General features: G+C 56.3%; 16 protein-coding genes. 6 read left to right on the plus strand and 10 right to left on the minus strand.

Annotated elements, in window-relative coordinates; all coding sequences use genetic code 11:
• Window positions 1-53: 53 nt before the first annotated feature.
• Both GX466_06905 and uvrA read right to left on the minus strand, forming a co-directional pair.
• Window positions 54-2,240 (minus strand): cyclomaltodextrinase, encoded by a 2,187-nt coding sequence (locus tag GX466_06905; protein NLH93930.1) that lies wholly within the window; start codon window positions 2,238-2,240, stop codon window positions 54-56.
• A 22-nt stretch (window positions 2,241-2,262) separates the two neighbouring features.
• Window positions 2,263-5,157 (minus strand): excinuclease ABC subunit UvrA, encoded by a 2,895-nt coding sequence (uvrA, locus tag GX466_06910; GenBank protein ID NLH93931.1) that lies wholly within the window; start codon window positions 5,155-5,157, stop codon window positions 2,263-2,265.
• 206 nt (window positions 5,158-5,363) lie between these two features.
• On the opposite strand from uvrA, the gene GX466_06915 reads away from it, so the two are divergent.
• Window positions 5,364-6,077: a hypothetical protein gene (locus tag GX466_06915; GenBank protein NLH93932.1), complete on the plus strand. Its 714-nt coding sequence runs from the start codon at window positions 5,364-5,366 to the stop codon at window positions 6,075-6,077.
• 21 nt (window positions 6,078-6,098) lie between these two features.
• Window positions 6,099-6,464 (plus strand): hypothetical protein, encoded by a 366-nt coding sequence (locus tag GX466_06920; GenBank protein NLH93933.1) that lies wholly within the window; start codon window positions 6,099-6,101, stop codon window positions 6,462-6,464.
• Window positions 6,465-6,727: 263 nt separating this feature from the next.
• On the opposite strand, the gene GX466_06925 is transcribed toward GX466_06920, so the two are convergent.
• The 6 genes from GX466_06925 to ftsY all read right to left on the minus strand — a co-directional run bounded on the left by GX466_06925 (window position 6,728) and on the right by ftsY (window position 14,902).
• Window positions 6,728-8,296 carry a hypothetical protein gene (locus GX466_06925; protein NLH93934.1) on the minus strand — a complete coding sequence of 523 codons (1,569 nt, stop codon included), beginning with the start codon at window positions 8,294-8,296 and terminating at the stop codon, window positions 6,728-6,730.
• Between the two features lie 223 nt (window positions 8,297-8,519).
• Window positions 8,520-9,929: a [FeFe] hydrogenase H-cluster radical SAM maturase HydG gene (gene hydG, locus GX466_06930; GenBank protein NLH93935.1), complete on the minus strand. Its 1,410-nt coding sequence runs from the start codon at window positions 9,927-9,929 to the stop codon at window positions 8,520-8,522.
• 13 nt (window positions 9,930-9,942) lie between these two features.
• Window positions 9,943-10,191 carry an iron-only hydrogenase system regulator gene (locus tag GX466_06935; GenBank protein ID NLH93936.1) on the minus strand — a complete coding sequence of 83 codons (249 nt, stop codon included), beginning with the start codon at window positions 10,189-10,191 and terminating at the stop codon, window positions 9,943-9,945.
• 193 nt (window positions 10,192-10,384) lie between these two features.
• The gene (locus GX466_06940) at window positions 10,385-10,702 is read right to left on the minus strand and encodes a DUF3467 domain-containing protein (protein ID NLH93937.1); all 318 of its coding nucleotides are present in this window, start codon (window positions 10,700-10,702) and stop codon (window positions 10,385-10,387) included.
• 13 nt (window positions 10,703-10,715) lie between these two features.
• Complete coding sequence (locus GX466_06945) at window positions 10,716-13,940, minus strand: AAA family ATPase (protein NLH93938.1); 3,225 nt, start codon at window positions 13,938-13,940, stop codon at window positions 10,716-10,718.
• Window positions 13,940-14,902, minus strand: a complete 963-nt coding sequence (gene ftsY / locus GX466_06950; protein ID NLH93939.1) for a signal recognition particle-docking protein FtsY — start codon at window positions 14,900-14,902, stop codon at window positions 13,940-13,942. The genes GX466_06945 and ftsY overlap by 1 nt, the downstream gene beginning before the upstream one ends.
• 163 nt (window positions 14,903-15,065) lie before the next feature.
• On the opposite strand from ftsY, the gene GX466_06955 reads away from it, so the two are divergent.
• The 3 genes from GX466_06955 to dusB are packed head-to-tail and all read left to right on the plus strand — an operon-like array spanning window position 15,066 to window position 17,335.
• A complete protein-coding gene (locus GX466_06955) occupies window positions 15,066-15,749 on the plus strand; it encodes a hypothetical protein (protein ID NLH93940.1) in 684 nt (227 codons plus the stop codon).
• Window positions 15,742-16,350: a tRNA (guanosine(46)-N7)-methyltransferase TrmB gene (trmB, locus tag GX466_06960; protein ID NLH93941.1), complete on the plus strand. Its 609-nt coding sequence runs from the start codon at window positions 15,742-15,744 to the stop codon at window positions 16,348-16,350. Before GX466_06955 ends, trmB begins: the two co-directional genes overlap by 8 nt.
• A gap of 13 nt (window positions 16,351-16,363) precedes the next feature.
• Window positions 16,364-17,335, plus strand: a complete 972-nt coding sequence (dusB, locus tag GX466_06965; GenBank protein ID NLH93942.1) for a tRNA dihydrouridine synthase DusB — start codon at window positions 16,364-16,366, stop codon at window positions 17,333-17,335.
• 8 nt (window positions 17,336-17,343) lie between these two features.
• Here dusB and GX466_06970 read toward each other — a convergent pair whose 3' ends face one another.
• The gene (locus GX466_06970) at window positions 17,344-17,745 is read right to left on the minus strand and encodes a nucleoside-diphosphate kinase (GenBank protein ID NLH93943.1); all 402 of its coding nucleotides are present in this window, start codon (window positions 17,743-17,745) and stop codon (window positions 17,344-17,346) included.
• On the minus strand, window positions 17,742-18,065 hold the full coding sequence (locus GX466_06975) for a hypothetical protein (protein ID NLH93944.1): 324 nt from the start codon (window positions 18,063-18,065) through the stop codon (window positions 17,742-17,744). Before GX466_06975 ends, GX466_06970 begins: the two co-directional genes overlap by 4 nt.
• Before the next feature lie 194 nt (window positions 18,066-18,259).
• On the opposite strand from GX466_06975, the gene uvrB reads away from it, so the two are divergent.
• The gene (uvrB, locus tag GX466_06980) at window positions 18,260-20,263 is read left to right on the plus strand and encodes an excinuclease ABC subunit UvrB (protein ID NLH93945.1); all 2,004 of its coding nucleotides are present in this window, start codon (window positions 18,260-18,262) and stop codon (window positions 20,261-20,263) included.
• Window positions 20,264-20,807 lie beyond the last annotated feature (544 nt).

The following is a 20,807-nucleotide window of genomic DNA, read 5'->3' on the forward strand; positions in this document are numbered from 1 at the left end:
AATTTTGTCCTCTCCGCATTGTGTCAATCCAAAACATCGGCCTCTGCCCCACTTCAATGCTCCAGATGCCAGACCACGGCTGCTCCGGGCTTCAGATGCCAGACCGAATCCTCCTCTCCCAGCCCGCCCAAGCTGAAAATTCGCTCCGCGCCATGCTCCGGGCGATACTCCCGGGTCACGGTAGAAAGGTTCAGCACCACTTTTACGCTTGCCGATGAATCATATCGTTCCCAGGCCAGCATGCCGTCAGGAACTTCCAAAAACGCGAATTCCCCCTCCGTGAAAAGCTGGCAGGATTTGCGGAGGCGGATAAGTTCCTGATAGAATCCCCGCAGTTCAACAGCCTTATTATTCCGCTCCCAGTTCCAGTTGAACGGCCTGCGGTTGTCCGGATCCCGGCCTCCTGCCATGGCTATTTCGTCACCGTAATAGATGTGGGGAGCGCCCACGAAGGTCATCTGGAAAAGCAAAGCCCGTTTCAGGCGTTCAATGTCGCCTCGGGCCAATTCAAGGATTCGCACGGTGTCGTGGCTGCCAAGCAGGTTCATCATCGCGCCAGCGGCCTGGGTAGGGTATTCTGCCAGCCCCGCTGAGACGCGGTCACAAAAGCTTTTGCGGTCTGTGATGCCCAGGATGAAAAACTCAATGACGGGGTCCTTGAAATGGGCATAGTTCATCACGGAGTCGAAATAGCGGTGATTCACCCAGCCCCGGGCGCTTTGCCAGATCTCGCCAACGATCCAGGCCTCCGGCTTCAGCTCTTTCACGTGGCGGCGGAAAAGCTCCCAAAACCAGTAGGGAACTTCATTCGGCACATCCAGGCGGAAGCCGTCCATCCCCATTTCCAGAAGCCACCAACGCGCGCAATCCAGCAGATGCTCCACCAGCGGCTGATTGGGAACGGCCTGGTTGATGTCTTTCACATAGTTCTCTGCAGGATGGCCGCGGCTGAGGTCAAAATTGAGGTCCGGCATGTCCTTGATGCCCCACCAGCTCTGGTAATACTCCTTGGGCTGGAAATCCGGCGGCAACGGCTCCGGCAATGGCCATTTGTGCCAGTCATACCAATTCCAGTAGTCTGAATCTAGGCCCTTTTCTACGCAGTCGCGAAAGGCCCAAAAATCCTCTCCGGTGTGATTGAAAGCAACATCCAGAATCACCCTGATTCCTTCTTCATGGGCGGCTTTCACCAAGTCCCGCAGCTCAGAGCCCGTGCCGAAATGAGGATCGACCCTCTTGAAATCGGCGGCATCGTATTTGTGGTTAGACCTGGCCTGCCAGAGCGGGTTGAAATAGATAACGTTGATGCCCAGTTCTTTCAGATAGGGCAATTTCTGCCTCACTCCGCGGAGGTCGCCGCCGTAGAAAGACCACCAGTCCGGCTTTCCTTCCGGAAGCCAGGGGCTTTGCTTCAGGCCGCTGATGTTGTCCCAGTCCCGCACCAGATGGAAGTATTCGCGCTGCGGCGGCAGCAATTCGCCTTCCGGTGGCGGGGTCCGGCAATCCGTGTAGTAATCTTCGCTGAAGTCGGAATCGTTGCCGGGATCGCCGTTGCAAAAACGGTCGGGAAAGATCTGGTAGATAACGGCGGAGCGCACCCAGTCCGGAACCGCGAACACCGGCAGGCTGGCAGTCTCTAACTGCCTGGGTGAAAGGCTGTCCGGATCGAAGGAAAATCCTTCCGCGCCGTAGCCGAGGGAAAGCCCGTCTGTTTCAACCCGGATCAGCATCCCCACCCTGGGCAGGGAAGTTTGGAAAAAGCAGTGCCAGACTGCATTTTTGCCGCTAACACCCAGGGGATGGAGTTTGTATTCCACGCCCTCAATAACTGCCGTCATATCAGCTTCCAGCCCGGGATGCCAGATGAAGCGCAGCTCAAAATCCCCTTCCGAAATGCGGTTTAGCTCCAGATAGCGGTCCCGGCGTGAGTGCAGCAGGGAAAGGTCCTCCCGCAACTGGTTCCAGCTAAGGCGTGATGGCCCCTCAGGATCAACTACCAGCAGGGAATTCTCGCCTCCAAAGGGGTCCGGCTCTCGCAAAGGATTGGCCGGGTCCGGCATCCAGATTCCGTCCACTATCAGTTTGTATCGGTGGCGTCCCGGCCCCACCGGCAATTTGAGGACGTAGATGCCGCCGTGGTCAATCAGGTCGAGAATTGCCCAGCCGGTGAAATCTCCGGCCAGTCCGACCAGATGCTTGCCCGCCGTGGGAGCCTGGTATTGAAATCTGATTTCGGGCATGCTGGAAAGTTCCGCGCCGTTTTCAGGCCATGCTTTTTATGCCGCTGGCTTTGCGCGGGGCACGTTTCGGCTTGGATTCAGGCTGGGTTTGGCGCTGGCAGAGGGCTTTGAGATACTGTCCCGTGAAGGACTCCGGATTTTGCATCACCTCTTCCGGGGTTCCCGTAGCCACAATGTAGCCGCCCTCCTCTCCGCCTTCGGGGCCCAGGTCGATGATCCAGTCGGCGGTTTTGATCACGTCCAGGTTGTGCTCTATCACCACCACCGTATTGCCCATCCGCACCAGTTTGGTGAGCACTTTCAGCAGCCTGTTGATATCGTCGAAATGCAGGCCGGTGGTCGGTTCGTCCAGCAGGTAAAGAGTGCTGCCGGTGCTCACTTTGCTCAGTTCGCGGGCCAGCTTGATGCGCTGCGCTTCGCCGCCGGAGAGGGTGGTGGAGGGCTGGCCGAGTTTCATGTAGTCCAGCCCCACCTCCATCAGGGTGGCAAGTTTAGGCTGGATGGAAGGCACGTTCTCGAAAAACTCGTAAGCCTCCTGCACGTCCATGTCCAGCACCTCGGCAATGTTTTTCCCTTTGAAGCGGATGGAGAGCGTTTCCTGATTGTAGCGTTTGCCTTTGCAGACATCGCAGGTAACATAGATATCAGCCATGAAATGCATCTCTATCTGGTTCACTCCCGCGCCCTGGCAGGCTTCGCAGCGTCCGCCGCGCACGTTGAAGGAAAACCGCCCGGCGTTGTAGCCGCGGACTTTGGAGCCCGGCAGCTTGCTGTATAGCTGGCGGATGGGGTCGAAAAGCTTGATGTAGGTGCTGGGATTGGAGCGCGGGGTGCGGCCGATGGGGTCCTGGTCAATGCAGATAACCTTGTCGATGTGCTCCAGTCCCTTGATGGAAGAAACTTTCCCCACCTTGTTGGTGCTGCGGTAGAAATGGTTTTGCAGAAAGGGATATAGGGTCTGGTTGATGAGCGAGCTCTTGCCGCTGCCGGAAACACCGGTCACGCAGACAAACATCCCCAGAGGGATATCCACATCTATGTTTTTCAGGTTATTATGGCTTGCCCCGCGGATGGCTATCATCCTGGAATCGGCTTTCACACGCTTTTCCGGGATGGGGATGCTCATCCTGCCGCTCAGGTAGGCGCCGGTGATGGAATGCGGGTTCTTCACCACGTCCTCCACGCTTCCCGAAACGACTATCTCGCCGCCGTGGATGCCGGCCCTGGGACCGAAATCCACCACCCTGTCGGCCCTGCGGATGGTGTCCTCATCGTGTTCCACAACGATCACGGTGTTGCCCAGGTCCCGCAGTCGCAAAAGCATCTGGATGAGCTTGTTGTTGTCCCGCTGATGCAGGCCGATGCTGGGTTCGTCCAGGATGTACATCACCCCTACAAGCTGGCTGCCGATCTGGCTTGCCAGGCGGATGCGCTGGCTTTCTCCGCCGGAGAGGCTTGGCGAACGCCTGTCCAGATTGAGGTAGTGCAGGCCCACGCTTTCCAGGAAGCCCAGGCGGTTTTTTATTTCCTTGAGGATTTCCTCCGCGATGAGAAGCTGGTTGCCCTCCAGCCGGAGCCGGTTGAAAAAGTCTATGGCCTCGCGCACGCTGAATGCCGTCACCTCGCCGATGTTCATCCCCCCCACCTTTACGGCCAGGGAACTGGGTTTCAGCTTCTTGCCCCCGCATTCCGGGCAGGGTTTGTCGCTGATGTATTGCATGTAATGGCGCCGCATCTCTTCGGAGCTGGTTTCGTGCATGCGCCGCCCCAAAGTCGGGATAACGCCCTCGTGGCGCATCATGAAGCTGCCGGAGCCGCGTGCATTGGACCAGGCGTTCTTGAACTTCTTGCCTTTGGAACCGTAAAGGATGAGCTGCTTAATTATCTCAGGCAGTTTATACCAGGGCGTTGTGAGTGAAAAATCGTAGGCTTTGGCCAGATTGCGCACGATGTTCATGGTCCAGCTGTCCTGTTTGGCTTCCAGCCTGCCCCAGGGGGCCACAGCGCCTTCCATGATGGTAAGTTCGGGGTCCGGCACAACGAGGTCCGGATCGAATTCCAGCTTGTAGCCGAGGCCGTTGCAAACCGGGCAGGCGCCGATGGGGCTGTTGAAGGAAAAATGCTGGGGCGAAAGCTCTTCGAAACCGATGTTGCAGCGTGCGCAGGAATTGGTGGAGGATAGCAACTGGACCTCGCTTTCCTCCAAAAAGTCTATCTTCACCAGGCCGTCGGTGAGCTTCAGAGCCAGTTCCAGCGAATCGGCGAGACGGGATTCGACCCCCGGTTTGATGACCACGCGGTCGATCACGACGTCGATGTTGTGCTTGCTTTTCTTGTCCAGAGCTATCTCTTCGTCAAGGCTGCGCGTCTGGCCGTTGATCAGCACCCGCGCGAAACCTTGCTGGCGCAGTTCCTCAAGCTGTTCCTTGTGTTCGCCTTTTCTTGCCTGGGCCAGCGGAGCCAGTATCTGAAGCTTGGTGCCGGAGGGTTTCCGCGTCAGGTGTTCAATCATCTGGTCAACGGTCTGCGAACCCACCGGATCGCCGCAAACATGGCAATGCTGCCTGCCCACCCGCGCGTAAAGGACTCTCAGGTAATCGTATATTTCGGTGACGGTTCCAACCGTTGAGCGTGGGTTTTTGCTGGCGGATTTCTGTTCGATGGCGATGGCCGGGGAAAGCCCCTCGATGTAGTCCACGCGGGGTTTTTCCATCTGCCCCAGGAACTGGCGTGCGTAGGCGGAAAGCGATTCCACATAGCGGCGCTGACCCTCAGCGTAGAGCGTGTCAAAGGCCAGGGAGGATTTGCCGGAGCCGGAAACTCCGGTGAACACCACCAGCCTGTCGCGGGGAAATTCCAGGTCGATGTTCTTGAGATTGTGCTCTGATGCGCCTTTTATCACTATGTTGGTCTTCAAGTTTCGTTCCTCATGTCCGAGCAGTGAATTTCAGAGGCAGGGATTTGTCAAATGAAATGTATGGACTCAAAAGATGCGGCGGAAAACGGAACGTAATTTGCTACAAAACAAGCCATAGCGCTTTCACCTGCGCCCGGCTTTGAGAATAAGCTTGATTTAACTTGACAATATATCAAGCGGATACAAATTGGCGAACAGAGGTCAAAATGAAAAGAATTATCTGGCTGACGTGCCTGTTACTCAGCCTCTGCCTGGGGGCTGCGGCCCTCACCATATACGATGTCCAGTACACCGCCTCCCGGGGCGTGGACGGCTCCTATCCCTCACCCTGGCTGGGCAAGCAGGTTACCCTGGAAGGGATCGTCACCGCCACCGGCTACCGCGGCGCGGGATTCTTTCTCTCTGAAAAGGTCAGCGGCGCCTGGCGGGGCATCTATGTTCTGGACAGCCGCCACCATCCGGCCGTGGGAAGCTATGTCCGCCTCACCGGTGAAGTCGCTGAAAACTACGGCATGACCTGCCTGCGCGACCTCAGCTCCCTGAAGGTGCTGGATAGGAACCGCACCCTTCCCAGTCCCGTCGTGATCAGCACAGGCCAGCTTGCCAACGCCATGGAAGCCGAAGCCTATGAAGGGGTTTACGTCCGTCTGGTGAACGCCTCCGTCACCGGCGTCAAATCCAGGAATGCAAGCTTCACCGTGAACGACGGCAGCGGCCAGTGCGGCGTAACCCTGCAAAGCTTTGGCGACAAGGCCTCCGCCCCGGCCGTGGGCACGCAATTCGCCCAGATAGTCGGCCTGGTCACTTTCAGCTATGGTGAATACCAGCTCAATCCCGTGTCCGCCGGAGGCATGCAGGTCCAGCAGCCCGTTTCCGTGCAGAACCGGAGCTGGGGAAAGATCAAATCAATTTATAAATAAAGCAGCTTAGGAGAGACGACCATGAAGAAAATCTTTAAAAAGGCTTTGATTGTCGGTGGCGTGGCCCTTGCCGCCCACTTCGGCTTAAAAGCTTACAAACGCATCAGCGGACTTGGCAAACTGTCCAAATCCCTGCCTGAATTCCTCAACAACGTTTACGGCGAAAAACCCGCGATGAACATCAACCAGACCCTGAACATGCTGAACATCAGGATCGGCTTCAAACAGGAAATTCTGGACAAGCACGCGGACATCGAAACGACAGTGCGTGAATACATCGACGATTTCTACCCCGAAATGGGCAAATGCGCCATCACCATCGACATCTACGCCAAAACCGAAGAGGAAGGCGAGGAAGCCGTGGAAGAGGAAGAACCCGAAGCCTGACCCGGTTTTCGGAACCTCCTGACCCCACAGCCAATCAACAAACCTTTTACCACCCGCGTTCCCTGAGGGCGCGGGTTTTTCTTTGCCTGGCGTCCATGCTGATGTAGCCTGGCGTACAGCGAACATAGTGAGCATGGACGACAGGCTACAGGCCACGTCATCCCGGACGTCACCGAGCTCGCGAGGTGACATTGATCCGGGATCCATAACAGGAATAGGACTGGATTCCAGTCCAAGCTCCACCGGGTCAAACCGTCTTTGGCTTAGTATTTATACGCCGTCACACGGTAGAACATCCTGGGCTCGGTCGCGCCCACCATGGAATGTGTGTATGTAGTGCCGCTGGATGAGCCTTGGTACGTGAAACCTCCCAATGGGTCCGTTGACTTGTAAATGCGGTAACCATCCGGTGTGAAGGGCTGGTTGTGGATGTCTTCAGTCACCGCGTCCCAAGTGATCACGGCGGAGTTCCCATTCATCGTTATCTGCACATTCACCGGCGCTTTGGGTGGAATGTATGACAACTTGGCGGTGAAGATATCAGTGCCTCCCATTGCTGACAGGGTATGGCTGCCGAAAGTGGCTGTGCCGGTAAAATGCCCGGTCACATAGGCGTTGCCCGCTCCATCCACGGCTATGCCAAATCCGGAGTCTGAGTCTGTCCCTCCCGCTCTGCCTGCCCAGAGCCAGGTGCCGGAGGGGTTAAGCTTGGCGGCAAATATATCTCTCCCTCTGCTTGACGTCAGGGGACGGCTGCCGATAGTGGCTGAGTCTCCTGTCACCCAAGTGTTACCCGCTCCATCCACTGCGATGCCAAATGCATAGTCATCTGATCCCCCTCCCGCTTGGGCAGCCCAGAGCCAGGTGCCGGAGGGACCCAGTTTGGCTACGAAGATATCATAGTTGAGCCCACCTGCGTCCAGGGTATGGCTGCCGAAATAGGCTGTGCCTGCAAAATTCCCGGTCACATAGGCGTTACCCGCTCCATCAATGGCGATGTCACTTCCGTGTACGCTATATGACCCAGCCGTTTGGACAGCCCAGAGCCAGGTGCCGGAGGGGTTCAGCTTGGCGACAAAGATATCGTGACCAAGTGCTATCAGGGAATGGCTGCCGAAAGTGGCTGAGCCTGCAAAATACCCGGTCACATAGGCGTTGCCCGCTCCATCAACGGCGATGCCACATCCATAGTCAACGTCCATCGCTCCCGCTTTGACCGCCCAGAGCCAGGTGCCGGAGGGGTTCAGCTTGGCGACAAAGATATCGGAGCCAAATTGGGCTGTTGGCAGGGTATGGTTGCCGAAATAGGGTGTGCCATCATAATATCCGGTCACGTAGGCGTTGCCCGCTCCATCCACCGCGACGTCATTTACCACTTCCCCGTACGTCCCTCCCGCTTTGACCGCCCAGAGCCAGGTTCCGGAGGGGTTCAGCTTGGCGACAAAGATATCGGAGTCTCCGATTGCTGTAAGGGTATGGCTGCCGAAAGTGGCCGTTCCGGTAAAATACCCGGTCACATAGACATTGCCCGCTCCATCCACTGCGATGCCAAATCCCTCATCATTGCCTGTCCCTCCCGCACTGACACTCCAGATTCTGTTGCCATTTGGGTTAGATTTTATGACAATGATATTTGAGTTAGGGTTTATCATAGTAGTAACCTTCCCCGTCACATACTGGTTGCCCTGGCCGTCGGCGGCTATGGAACGGCCTAGATCAGTGAGATGCCAGCCCGCTCGGGTAACCCACTCCCATTGGGGCGACTGCGCCATTAAAACCGCTGCTCCGCAGAGCAGCACCAAACAAACTATCCAACTTTTCACCGACTTCATTTTTACCTCCATAAGGCTGAATTAAGCTAAAACACATTTACGCGGCATTGTAAAATGTGTCAAGATAAATATTCGCTTCCCGATGAATCAAGTTCTGGTGCTGGTTTAGCCTGGCGTAGAGCGAGGAACGAGCATCGACGACAGCAGTAAAAACAATCCCTGCCGTCCATGCTCGCAAGCTCGCTGGACGCCAGGCTCCCCCCCCAAGCCTCGCAGGGCGTTCCTAAAAATAGAGGTCCCGTTTCCCCTGCTTCATCTCCTCGAGCTTGGCGGTAACGGCGGTGCGCATGTTTTCGTCCTCGATCCTGGCTGTCTCACCGGCTATCAGTTCCAGACCTGCCTTGAGGGTGCGTTCGGAAGAGAAATCGTAGAGGTATTCGGCGAAGGTGAGCAGGGCGTTGGGGGTGCAGAAACGCTTGACGAAACCGGGGACGGCGAATTCCATGAAGTGCTCCCCGGTGCGCCCAGCGCGGTAGCAACTGGTGCAGAACGACGGGATGTAGCCGCCTTTGGCGAGTTCATAGATAACGTCGTCCAGGCTGCGGGTGTCGCCCAGCACGAACTGGCTTTTCTTTTTGGATTCCTCGTCATGGGCGGAGTAATCTCCCACGCCTATGCTGGAACCGGCGTCTATCTGGGAAACGCCGTAGCGCAGAATCTCGTTGCGGATGGCAATTGGTTCGCGCGCCGTGAGGATCATTCCGGTGTAGGGAACGCTGAGCCGGATCACGGCCACCATATGCTTGAAATCCTCGTCCGAAACCCGATGGGGCGGGCGGTCCGCAAATTCGGTGCCGATGGCAGGCTCTATGCGCGGGAAGGAGATGGTGTGAGGCCCCACGCCGAAGGTTTCCTCCAGATGGATGGTGTGGTAAAGCAGCCCCAACACCTCGAATTTCCAGTCGTAGAGGCCCATCAGGGCGCCGATGCCGAGGTCGTCGATACCTGCTTTCATGGCGCGGTCGAGGCCGTCGAGGCGCCAGAGGAAATTGCTCTTGGGTCCGCGCGGATGCAAGTGTCTGTAGGTTTCCTCATGGTAGGTTTCCTGAAATATCTGGTAGGTGCCGATGCCCACGGATTTCACGGTGCGGAAGCCCTCAACATCCAGAGGCGCGGCGTTGATGTTCACCCGGCGAATCTCGCCTTTCGCGTATTTGGTGTCATAAACGGTCTGCACGGTCTCGGCGATGTATTCCGGCGAATACATGGGATGCTCGCCGTAAACCATGATGAGGCGTTTGTGGCCGGTTTCCACCAGGGACTGGGTTTCCTTAACCAACTGTTCGCGGCTGAGGGTGGCGCGCACGCATTCCTTGTTCGAGATGCGGAAGCCGCAATAGACGCAGTCGTTCACGCATTCGTTGCCCACGTAGAGCGGGGCGAAGAGCACGATGCGGTTGCCGTAGATGCGTTCCTTCAGTTCGTGGGCGCCTTCCAGGATAAGCTGTTTGAGTTCGGGATCGGTGACGCTGAGCAGGGCTGCCGTCTCTTCAGGCTCCAGCCGGTTCTTGTCCAGGGATTTGGCTATTATCTCACGGACGCGGGATTCCGGTGCGTTTTTCCGGGTTTCGATCAGTTGTTCGATTTTGGCTGTGGGGATAAATGATTTCACCCCTTCGGTGTTGATGTTCATCTTATACTCCATCTTATATCTTCAAAGTCATGGTTTTCACGCGCACGGACCTGATCTGGCCAAGCTTGCCGGAAAAGGAGCCGAGGGTGTCGAGGTCGGCCTCGATCACCAGGAAGATGACGGAGACATTGCGGTCGCGCATGGGATAGCCAACCCGCAAAAGCACTTGGGGTCCAAACTTGTGGATGAGTTCCGAAACGGGATTGAATGCCGCTTCGACATCCTCCACAATGATGGTGACGATGTGGCGCTGAAGCTCCATATATTTCTCCTGGGTAAGTTTTTACAGGGATGAAGATACTATGACGGCTTCAGGGGGAGACAACTCGTCCGCCCTTGATGCCGGAACGTATCCCTCATCTCAGGTCTGTTACTAAAAACAATATATTTTCCTGCCGCCGAAATGGCAAGGATTTTTTTACAGCCCCCGGGTCGAATGCCCGGTCCGGGAGGGATTATTTAGGCTCGTCCCCCGTTTTGAAACCCACGGGTTTGTTTTCCGCCATCCCCTGCACCTTGATCTCGCCGAACTGCTTTTCGTAGCCTTCGATATTCTTTTGCAGAAGGTTGAGAAGCTGCTTGCAATGCTGGGGGGTGCAGACCACGCGGGTGTAGATCCTGGCATCCGGAATGCCGGGCAGGATACGTCCGCAATCAATGATGAACTCGGAAGGGGAATTGGTGATAACGAAGAAGTTGGCGTAGGTGCCCTCGCCCACCTTTTCGTCTATCTTGATGTTGATCTGGCCTTGTTGTTGAGGTGGTTTATTCATGGTTTCTCCTTAACTAAATTTCGGTATAATGGAACACCCTGCCGGAAGCGCGTATCCTGTCCATCAAAAATTTGTAGTGGGGCGATCTGGCGCAGATTTCGGGACAGCCCAGCACAAAGAGGCGTTCCTGGGCGCGGCTCACCGCCACGTTCATTTTGCGGTCCACCCTGCCGTCCGCGGACAGGGCTTCAACGTTGTGCAGCACCTCGACGCCGTGCAGGGGCAGGGTGATGATGATGTTTTTGCGCTCGGAACCCTGGAAGCGCTCCACGGTGTCGATGGTGAGGCTGGCCAGGGAATCCGGCAGTTCCTTGCGCAGGGCGTGGATCATGGCCCGAAAAGGCGCCACGATGCCCAAATCCGAGGTGGGGTCCTGCGCCAGGCCGTTTTCCGCAAGCAGCCGGGTGAGCTTCAGAACGCAATCCACCTGCAGGGGATCATACCAGGCAAAGCGGGAAGGGGGAAAGTTAATCCAGACCAGCCGGGAATCCAGCAAAGGGTTGCCCGTGGCCGGCAAAGGCTCTTTCTGCCTGGCCAGCGCGGAAACCAGGCGGCCGTCATAATAGGGCTGGATGAGGTCCGCGATTTCGTCGTGCATGCGGTAATGCTGATGCAGCATGGTGGTGGACCCGAGCCAGCCTTTTTCCTTGCAAACGCGATCCAGCCGCTCCATCAGCGACTGGCCGTAGGAATCGTAACATAGCCCGGCCAGCTTTTCGTGCTTGAAGGAAAAGCCTTCATCGGACTGCCGGGTGATGGGAGGAAGCTGGTTCTGGTCGCCGATGAGGATGGTTTTACCGATCCTAGCGATGATGCCCAGGATGGTGTTTTCCATAATCTGTGAGGCTTCGTCGATCACCAGTTCGTCGATCTTCACCACTTTCAGCAGGTCGCTGAGCCAGGCGTTGCAGCTTTGCACGGTGGCCACCCAGACGCGGCAGGATTTCAGCACTTCGGCAATTTCATGGAATTTCCTGCCCTCGATGAGGTTGTCCAGCAGCTCTGCCTCCACCTCTTCCGACTGGCCGGTGCGGATGAATCTGATACCGTGTTTGCGGAGATTCTGGCAAATCTCATCCACCGCCCGGTTAGTGAAGCTGAGGATAAGCAGGGTTTTATCCGTTTCGGTGTAGATCTTGCGGATGTAGCGGGTGAGAAGGCCGGAGGTTTTGCCTGTGCCTGGAGGGCCTTGCACGATGTGGTAATCGCGGGCGGCGAACATTCTCTGGACCACCTGATCCAGGGGTTCGTCAGCGAGCTCCGGAATGTCGTCATACCGCGGCTGGGAGAGACCCAGAAAGAGGGAACGCTTTTCCGGGCCGGCCGAAAGGAAGGTGACGATCGAGCTGAGGGGGCTGTAAAGCGAGGATTCCAGGATGTCGTGTTCAAAGGACCAGAGATGGTCGGCATAGCGGGCATCGATCTGCCTCAAACCGCCCCGGATGGATACTTCCAGACAGTCCCCACTGATTCTGACGATCTTGCCGCGGAGTATTTCCTGGCGGTTCACAGCCAAATCCTGCCTGTAAAGCACGATGATGTCGCCGGCACGGAAATCCGTTATGGCGCCGTCGCCGGAGAGCTTGAAGCGCAAGAGGTTGACGCTGAGTTCCTCGATTTTGAGGTTGCACAGCACCCGGTAACGTTCCTGCTTCACCTCTCGGCTTTCCTGCCAGAGCGCGTTGTAGCCATAGATGCTGTTGGGGCCGAGCCCGCCGGTTTTTTCATACCAGATTTCGCGCATCAGCAGGCGCAGGTGCTCCAGAAACCACTGGTATTCGTATTCCTGCAGGGAATTGAGCATCTTCACGATGTTGCCGATCTTCTCCTGAAGGAAGGCAGGCTCCGCCGTGAAATGGTTTTTGCGCAGCCACTTGAAAAAGAAATTGGGGTCAAGGGCAAGGTTGTGCATTATGCCCACCATGCGGTTGCGGCACATGATGAGGTCCTGCTCAAACTGCACAGAGCTTCCCACATGACGCAGGGGGTTTTCCCTGGCTGCCGAAAAAAGGATGCTGCTGTAGCCTTGGGGGATTGGACCGCCGCAATCGCGGATGATCAGATTGTAAGCCACCACCTGCATCAACTGCTGCTGCCAGACGTTGTTGCGCGGGGGCGAACCGCTCTTCAACTCCACGATATGGCGTTTCCCGTCGCGTTCGTGCAGGATGTCCAGCCTGCCTTGCAGTCCGTAGGTTGGACAGACGTAGCTGGGTTCCAACTGAACGGATTCCTTTTGCAGCGAACCGGTGAATTTGGAAATCACTGGAAAGTGGTTGTCGCGGATGTTCTTATAGATGTCTTGCGCTTCGTCAATGCCCAGGGAGACCAGGCTGATTGGCTGGCGGGCCATGGCAAGGCGGAAGAGGTTCTGATAATCCGCATTCGGTTCGAAGACGAGGTCGTCCAAAATGCTGTTCACCATTATCCCCAGCACCATTTTGGCCGAGGCCGCTTCCTTGACCATGCGGTTCAGGATGCTGAATTCCGGGCGTGAGCCTTTTTGGGTGAAGCATTCCGCCACAGAGGAGGCGTCGATCAGGAAATCCGGCTCCACCACGATTATGGTTGAGGGATTGCTCTGATACCAGCCCGGGCGGCCGTGGATTTGGGAAAGGTTAAGGCAGTTGAGGGTGCAAAAGCGCCAGAGCGCCTTGTTCAGCACGCTCCACTGCCGGCCATCGCCACCCATGTCATTCAGAAAGATGGTGCAGTCCATGCCGTCATCGTCGGTGGCGATTATCTTGATCCCGCTCACCCGGTCCCCTTTGCGGATCAGCTCCCATCTCCGCGCCACGCACTGGAAGCTGCGTTTGGGCGCATGGTCCCCCAGGCGGAAGGGTTCGGCATGGTGCTGCTCCAGCCAGGAATCCGTCCCTTCATTCCGCTGGTCCGGGGCAAGCCAGAGCAAGAGGTCGCGGATGGCGAGCAAAGCGCTTTGCCAGGTGCTCTGGCTCACGCGGTAATCCTCTTCGTGGGCTGCTTTGTTGCAGGCGATGCGAAGCTGGTTTATCTGGGCGGAAAGTTCAGGGGGAGCTTCCAGCCGTTCATGCACATACTGTATCCTGGCGAACAGACCGCTAAAGCTCATCTGGCTGTCTGCGCTCAGCTTTTTATAGAGCCCTTCCAGAAGCTGGCGCAGCAGCACCAGCTTGCTTTTCAACTCCGCCGGGTCCGCGATCAGTTCACGCAGGCGTTCATAAGCCTGGCCAACCTGCTCCGGGGTCACAAGGCTCATTATTCCAAACCGGGGACGTTTTCTTCCGGGTCTTCGGTATTGCTGAAAAAGGCCTGGACAAAGGCGTTCACGTCGAAAACCTCAAGGTCGCCGATGCCCTCGCCCACCCCGATAAAGCGCACGGGAAGGTCCAGATTGTGTTTCAGGTTAAAGATGATTCCGCCTTTGGAGGTGCCGTCATATTTGCTGAGCACCAGCCCGGTGAGCGCCATCGCCTGGTGAAAGTTCTTCGCCTGCGAAATCGCGTTCTGGCCGGTGGTCGCGTCCACCACAAGCAGGGCCTGGTGTGGCGCTTCGGGAATGAGTTTCTTGATGGTGCGGTCAATCTTGGTGAGTTCCTTCATCAGGTTTTCCCGCGTGTGCTGGCGTCCCGCCGTGTCGATCAGCACTACATCGAAAGACCTGGCGAGGGCGGAGGAGATGCCGTCGTAGATAACTGAGGCCGGGTCGGCATCCTGTTTGGAGCGGATCAGTGTTGCTCCCGCCCGCTCGGTCCAGATGGCCAGTTGTTCAATGGCAGCGGCGCGGAAAGTGTCTCCTGCGATCACCATCACTTTTTCCCCGGCTTTCACCAAAGCATCGGCAACCTTGCCTATGCTGGTGGTCTTCCCCACTCCGTTCACACCCACGAACACGATGATATAGGGCTTGCGGTCTATCTCGTCGAAGAGGCTCACCGCCTCCGCGTAATCCTTGAGGAGGATGCCTTCCATGATTTCCTGCAGGGCGGCCTGAACCTCCGAAGCTTCCGTGATGCGGTCGATCCTGACGCGTTCGGTGAGGCGGTCCATGATCAGTTCTGTCATCTCCACCCCGGTGTCGCATTTGAGCAGGATCTCCTCGATCTGCTCCATCAACTCTTCATCCACTTTGCCGCGCAAACTGACCGCTTCCGCTATCTTGCCCAGAAATCCGCTTTTGGTGCGGGCGAGTTTCTTCCTCAAACTGCTGATGAGGCCCATTTTATTACTCCAATCATTTTCAATTTACCTGGCCTTTCCAGCCTGCAAGCAAGCTCCGAAAGCGGCTCAGGCGCCATCTGCCATATTTGTGATTGACAGCAGCGCCGCTTGCCATAAAATAGCTCCTTTGCTTAGAGTCAATAAAAATCTACGTGAGGACCAGATGAACAACGCAAAATTCAAGCCCTTGATGCTGCTTGCCCTGCTGTTTCCGCTTTTGGGGGCGGGTCTCGGCTATATGCTTTACGGACCCGGTATCCAGAAGGGTTCCCCTGTCGTTAGCTCAGTGCCTGCCAGCAAGCCGGGTGACCCTGTTCTCGTTTACGGACCGGAGGACCAGCTGCCGGTGCGGGAAGCGAGGGCGCCGGGCAGCCTTGAACTGGGGATCTACCTGGCCCTGGTCTGCGGAGCGGTGGCCTTGCTCTATCATTATCTGAACAGGCCTCTGGCGTGGATAGCGGTGATCCTGCTCGCGCTGGCTTTCGCGCTGTTGTTCCATAAACCCACAGGCCTCCCCCTCACCGGCTTTTTCCTCATCAACCTGGCCTTGGGTGCGATGCTGACCCTGCTGGTGAAATACCTCTTTTTCCTCAGGGCGCTGGTCCGCTGGCGCATGATCATCACTACAATGCTTGGGGCTGGCCTCATCGCGCTCTATTTCCGCGGGCTCTTCTGGCTCACCAGAACTGAGTTCGAAAGTGGCTTCTGGAGCGCTTACTTCGTTAACGGCATTCTCCTCTTCGTGTTCATCGCTTTCGGGCTGTCCCTCGCCGATATGCTCGTCCAGCGCGCTGAAATCGCCCAATTGCGGGCCAGTCAAACCTCGGAAGAGGATGAGGATGCTTGAAGACCGGGATTTTTTCGTTCTGGAAACCCCGGAAGGCATCCTGGACGTGGAAGAGCCGTTTGGTAACCGCCACCCGCTTCACATCGAGATAGGTTCCGGCAAGGGGGAATTCCTCTCCCAATACGCCCCGCTGCATCCGGACTGGAACTTCCTCGGTTTTGAACTGGCTGAAAAACGCATCCGCAACATCCTGAAAAAGCTTTCCCCGGAGAAGCATCCTAACGTTCGCCTGCTAAAGCTGAAAGTGGATGCCTGCATCGCGGAACTGCTGCCCCCTGTTTCCGTGCAGAGCGTTTACATCCAGCATCCGGACCCCTGGCCCAAGCGCAGGCATTTCAAGCGCCGCCTCTTCCAGCCTGATTTCCTGGCCGCCCTGGCCACGGTGATGGAGCCGGAAGCCGAGCTGCACATAGCCACCGACCATGAGGAATACGCCCATTGGATAGCTGAAATGCTCGACAGGCAGCCGGAATTTGTGTCTCTGCAATCCGAACCCATCCAAAAAACGCCCAGCCTCCAGGACCACGTTAGCACCTGGTATGAGATAGAACAGCGCCGTCAGGGCTTTGAGCCCCTCTATATGCTGTTCAAGCGCATTTGAGAAAATCCCCCTCATGGTCAGCTTAGCCGACCTCACCCGGCGCAAACTCTGGCTGGCCCCCCTGGCCGGCTACACAGACAGCGCTTTCCGCCAGCTTTGCAAACAAAACGGCGCTGATGTGCTCGTGAGCGAGATGGTTAGCACCGACGGACTCATCCGCGATTCCAGGAAAACGGTTCAGTTCATCCACTTTGAACAGTCCGAGCGGCCTTTCGGTATCCAAATCTTCGGCTCAGAACCGGAGGTGATGGCCCGGGCGGCGGAATTCTGCCTCAGCTACCAGCCCGATTTCATGGATATCAATATGGGCTGCCCGGTTAAAAAAGTGGTGAAACGCGGAGCGGGTTCTGCCCTGATGCGTGACCCCGCGAGGGCGGAAGCGATTGTGAAAGAGGTGAGCGCTGTGTTGAAAGGCAGATGCCTGCTGGGAGTGAAATTCCGCAGCGGCTGGAACAGCGGAAGTCTCAACTACCTGGAATTCGGACAGATGCTGGAAGAGGCCGGAGCGGATTTTCTTTGCCTCCATGCCCGCACCCAGTCCCAGATGTTCTCCGGACAGGCTGATTGGAGCCACATCGCTGAACTGAAGGGGAAACTGAATGTCCCCCTGATCGGCAATGGCGATATCCACAGCCCCGAAGACGCCGCCAAAATGCTGGCAGTGACAAATTGCGATTCCGTGATGATCGGACGCGGAGCCCTCGGCAGGCCCTGGATTTTCGCCCAGATCAGCCAGCTTTGGGAAGGCGGCGATTACCGCCCTGTAACCCGCGAACTCCTTTTGCAAACCATTTTCAGCCACATCGACCTTGCCCTCCGCTACAAACCGGAAAGGGTGGTGTATAAGGAAATGCGTTCCCAACTCTGCTTTTACACAAAAGGATTGGCGGGCAGCGCGGAATTGCGCCAGAAGATCAACCGGGCAGAAAGCACGGCCGAAATCAAAGAGCTGGTGCTCGCCAGCGAAGCCTTCAGACTTTTATAGAAAGGCGGTCAGCCGAAAATCAGCCTTGTTTCGCGTTCCGCGCTGGCCTCGCTGTCCGAGGCGTGGACAGCGTTTTCAGTCACCCCTTCGGCATAGAGGTCGCGGATTGTTCCCGGCCTGCGTTTCTCCGGGTCCGCGTCTCCGATAAGCTCACGCAGTTCCTCCACCGCGTTTTCCTTTTCCAAAAGCAGGGCCACGCTGGGCGCGGAACACATGAACTCCACCAGGCGGTCAAAGAACTCCTTGCCCCTGTGGATGTCGTAAAATACAGCCGCGGATTCAGGCGTGAACTGGATATCCTTGATCCGCAGCAAGTTGAAACCCGCCTCCTCCAGGATGGAGATGATGTGCCCAACATGGCGGTTCCTGAAGGCGTTGGGCTTGATCAGCAGCAGGGTTTGCCGGCTCATCTGGCGCGATAGACTGTCTCGATGTAATCCAGGGCGGCCACTTTGATGGAGATGTCGCGGTTGAGCACTCTGCTCATTTTCACTTTGTGCATCAGGATTTCCGTCCAGATCTCATAGATTTCGCCGGGCTTGAATTCCACCGATGTGTATTGTTTCAGCATATCCTGGTAAAATTCGTCCCGGTCGGTATCGACCCTGGCGATCACGAGCTTCTGGCTGTCGTTGCAGATGTCGTATTCCTTGTAGCGGATGTCCATAACCGCGTAACCCAGCTTGAGCAGGTTCTCGTAGTTGATCTGAAAATCATCGTAATTGGTCATTTTATCTCTCCAGTGTTAATTTACTCGACAAAAACAGGGGTCCTGCTAATCTGGTGTCCATGCTTTCGGGGAAAAGCTAAAAGTCAAGCAAAAACTACTGCCGGAAACGCCAGGAAAACGGCGGGAAGGCCTCAAAGCCTTGATCCGCCAAGCACTGAGCCATTTTAAGCCATGCCAAAATGAGGACCCAAGAGATGGGAATCTTTAAACTACAGACCGATTACCAGCCCAGCGGAGACCAGCCGGAAGCCATCGCCGAACTCGAAGCCGGAATCCGCGCCGGAAAAAGCTTTCAGGTGCTTCTGGGCGTCACCGGAAGCGGCAAGACCTTCACTATCGCGAACGTGATTTCCCGGCTTGACCGGCCCGTGCTGGTGCTATCCCACAACAAAACCCTCGCTGCGCAGCTCTACGGCGAACTGAAGCAGCTTTTTCCGGACAACGCTGTGGAATACTTCATCAGTTATTACGATTATTACCAGCCCGAAGCCTACATCCCCGGCAAGGACATCTACATCGAAAAAGACGCCGACATCAATGCCCAGATAGAGAAACTGCGGCTCAGGGCCACCATGAGCCTGATGGAGCGGCGCGACGTTATCATAGTGGCCTCGGTTTCATGTATTTACGGACTCGGCGTGCCTGAGGAATACAGGGAGGCCCTCATCCGTCTGGAAACAGGAATGAAGATGGACCGGGATGAACTTCTCGCCAAACTGGTCGCGGCCCACTACAGCCGCAACGACATCGCCTTCGAGCGCGGCGCCTTCAGGGTTCGGGGCGACATTGTGGATATTTATCCAGCCTATCTGGAGCATTGCCTCAGGGTGGAATTCTTTGGCGACGAAATATGCCGCCTGGAGAAGCTGCATCCCATATCCTACCAGAGTTTGGGCGAAGTTACCCAATATCCTGTTTATCCCGCCATCCATTTCATCATGAGCCAGGAAAAGCTGAACCAGGCCCTTAGCTCCATCGAGAATGAGATGAACGAACGCGTGGCCTGGTATCTGGCCAACCAGCGCTATGTCGAGGCAGACCGGCTGCAATCCCGCACCAAATTCGACCTTGAGATGCTGGCCGAGCTTGGCTACTGCTCCGGCATCGAAAACTACACCCGCCACCTCACCGGCGCCAAACCCGGCGAGCCGCCAAACTGCCTTCTGGATTACTTTCCCGAGGATTTCCTCTTCATCATCGACGAATCCCATGTCACCATCCCCCAGGTGCACGGAATGTTCGGCGGCGACTACACCCGCAAGAAAAACCTGGTCGATTACGGCTTCCGGCTGCCCTCCGCCTTCGACAACCGTCCCCTCCGTTTCGAGGAATTTGAAAGCTATATGCGCAGCGTCATTTTCGTTTCCGCCACCCCGGCGGATTACGAACTGGAACTGACCCAGGGCGAAATAGTGGAGCAGGTTATCCGCCCCACCGGCCTACTGGACCCCGAAATTGAGATCAAACCCATCCGCAACCAGGTTGACGACCTCATCGCCCAAATCCGCGAACGCCTGGCCAAAAACCACAAGGTGCTGGTCATGACCCTCACCAAACGCATGAGCGAAGACCTCAGCGTTTACCTCCAAAACGCCGGGATAAAGGCCAAATACCTGCACAGCGACATCGATTCCATCGAACGCGCCCAGATCATCCGCTCCCTCCGGCTCGGCGAATACGACGTTATTGTGGGCGTGAACCTCCTCCGCGAGGGCCTGGACCTGCCGGAAGTTTCGCTGGTTGCCATTCTCGATGCCGACAAAACAGGCTTCCTGCGTTCCGCCCGCTCCCTCATCCAAATCTCAGGACGTGCCGCTCGCAACGTTGACGGCAAGGTGGTTCTCTACGCCGACGAGATAACGGACGCCATCCAAACCACGCTGGACGAAACCAACCGCCGCCGGGCCAAACAACTCAGCTACAACCAGGAGCACGGCATCACGCCCCAAAGCATCAGCAAGACGATCGAACAGATAATGCAGTCCACCGCCATCGCCGAAGGCTATGCCTCCATCGACAAAGACGGAGCCAAAGAGGAAAAACCCGACAAAGAGGATTTTTACCAGTATCTGGAACTCGACAACCGGGACAAGCTGCTGGAACTGCTCAGGAAAGAAATGAAGCGAGCCGCTTCCCACCTCGATTTTGAACGCGCCGCCGAACTGCGGGACAAGATATCGGAACTGGAGAAGAAGTGAATGCCCCTGCCTGTTGACCCTGGCGTACAGCGAACGAAGTGAGCATGGACGACAGGAGCATCTGCGGTGATGGACGACAGGAAGTGAAGTGTTGCTGCCGTCGATGCTCGTTCCTCGCTCGACGCCAGCATGTGGTCTGGACTTTAAGGCCCTTTTTTAAACCCCATACCCGCCTCCCTCATGATGGCCACGTTTGTCGCGAGTATTATACGGGAGGTGTGGAAGATGGATGGAAGCGCGCGTTCAGGGTGAGACAGGCAGGGAATCATTGTGGTCAAACATTTACAACTCTTTATCAAATAAAGTGGGCATGGACTCAATCAGAAAAAAAGGCTCTCTTTCAAACCGAGTGGGTTCAGCATCACAGCATCAGAAAAATGACATACAGTAGCGTTTGATTCATTGCTATTGAGGAAATGTCTCAAAGGTTGGTGTAAATTGGATTCACCCTTATGAAGAAAAAGGTTGAGCCGGATCCCGCACTTTGTCTTGATGGTTTTGACAAAAAATCTACAAGACAAGGAGAAGATCATGACTCAACCGA

It is taken from the genome of Candidatus Cloacimonadota bacterium (genome assembly GCA_012516855.1).
Lineage (GTDB): Bacteria > Cloacimonadota > Cloacimonadia > Cloacimonadales > Cloacimonadaceae > Syntrophosphaera.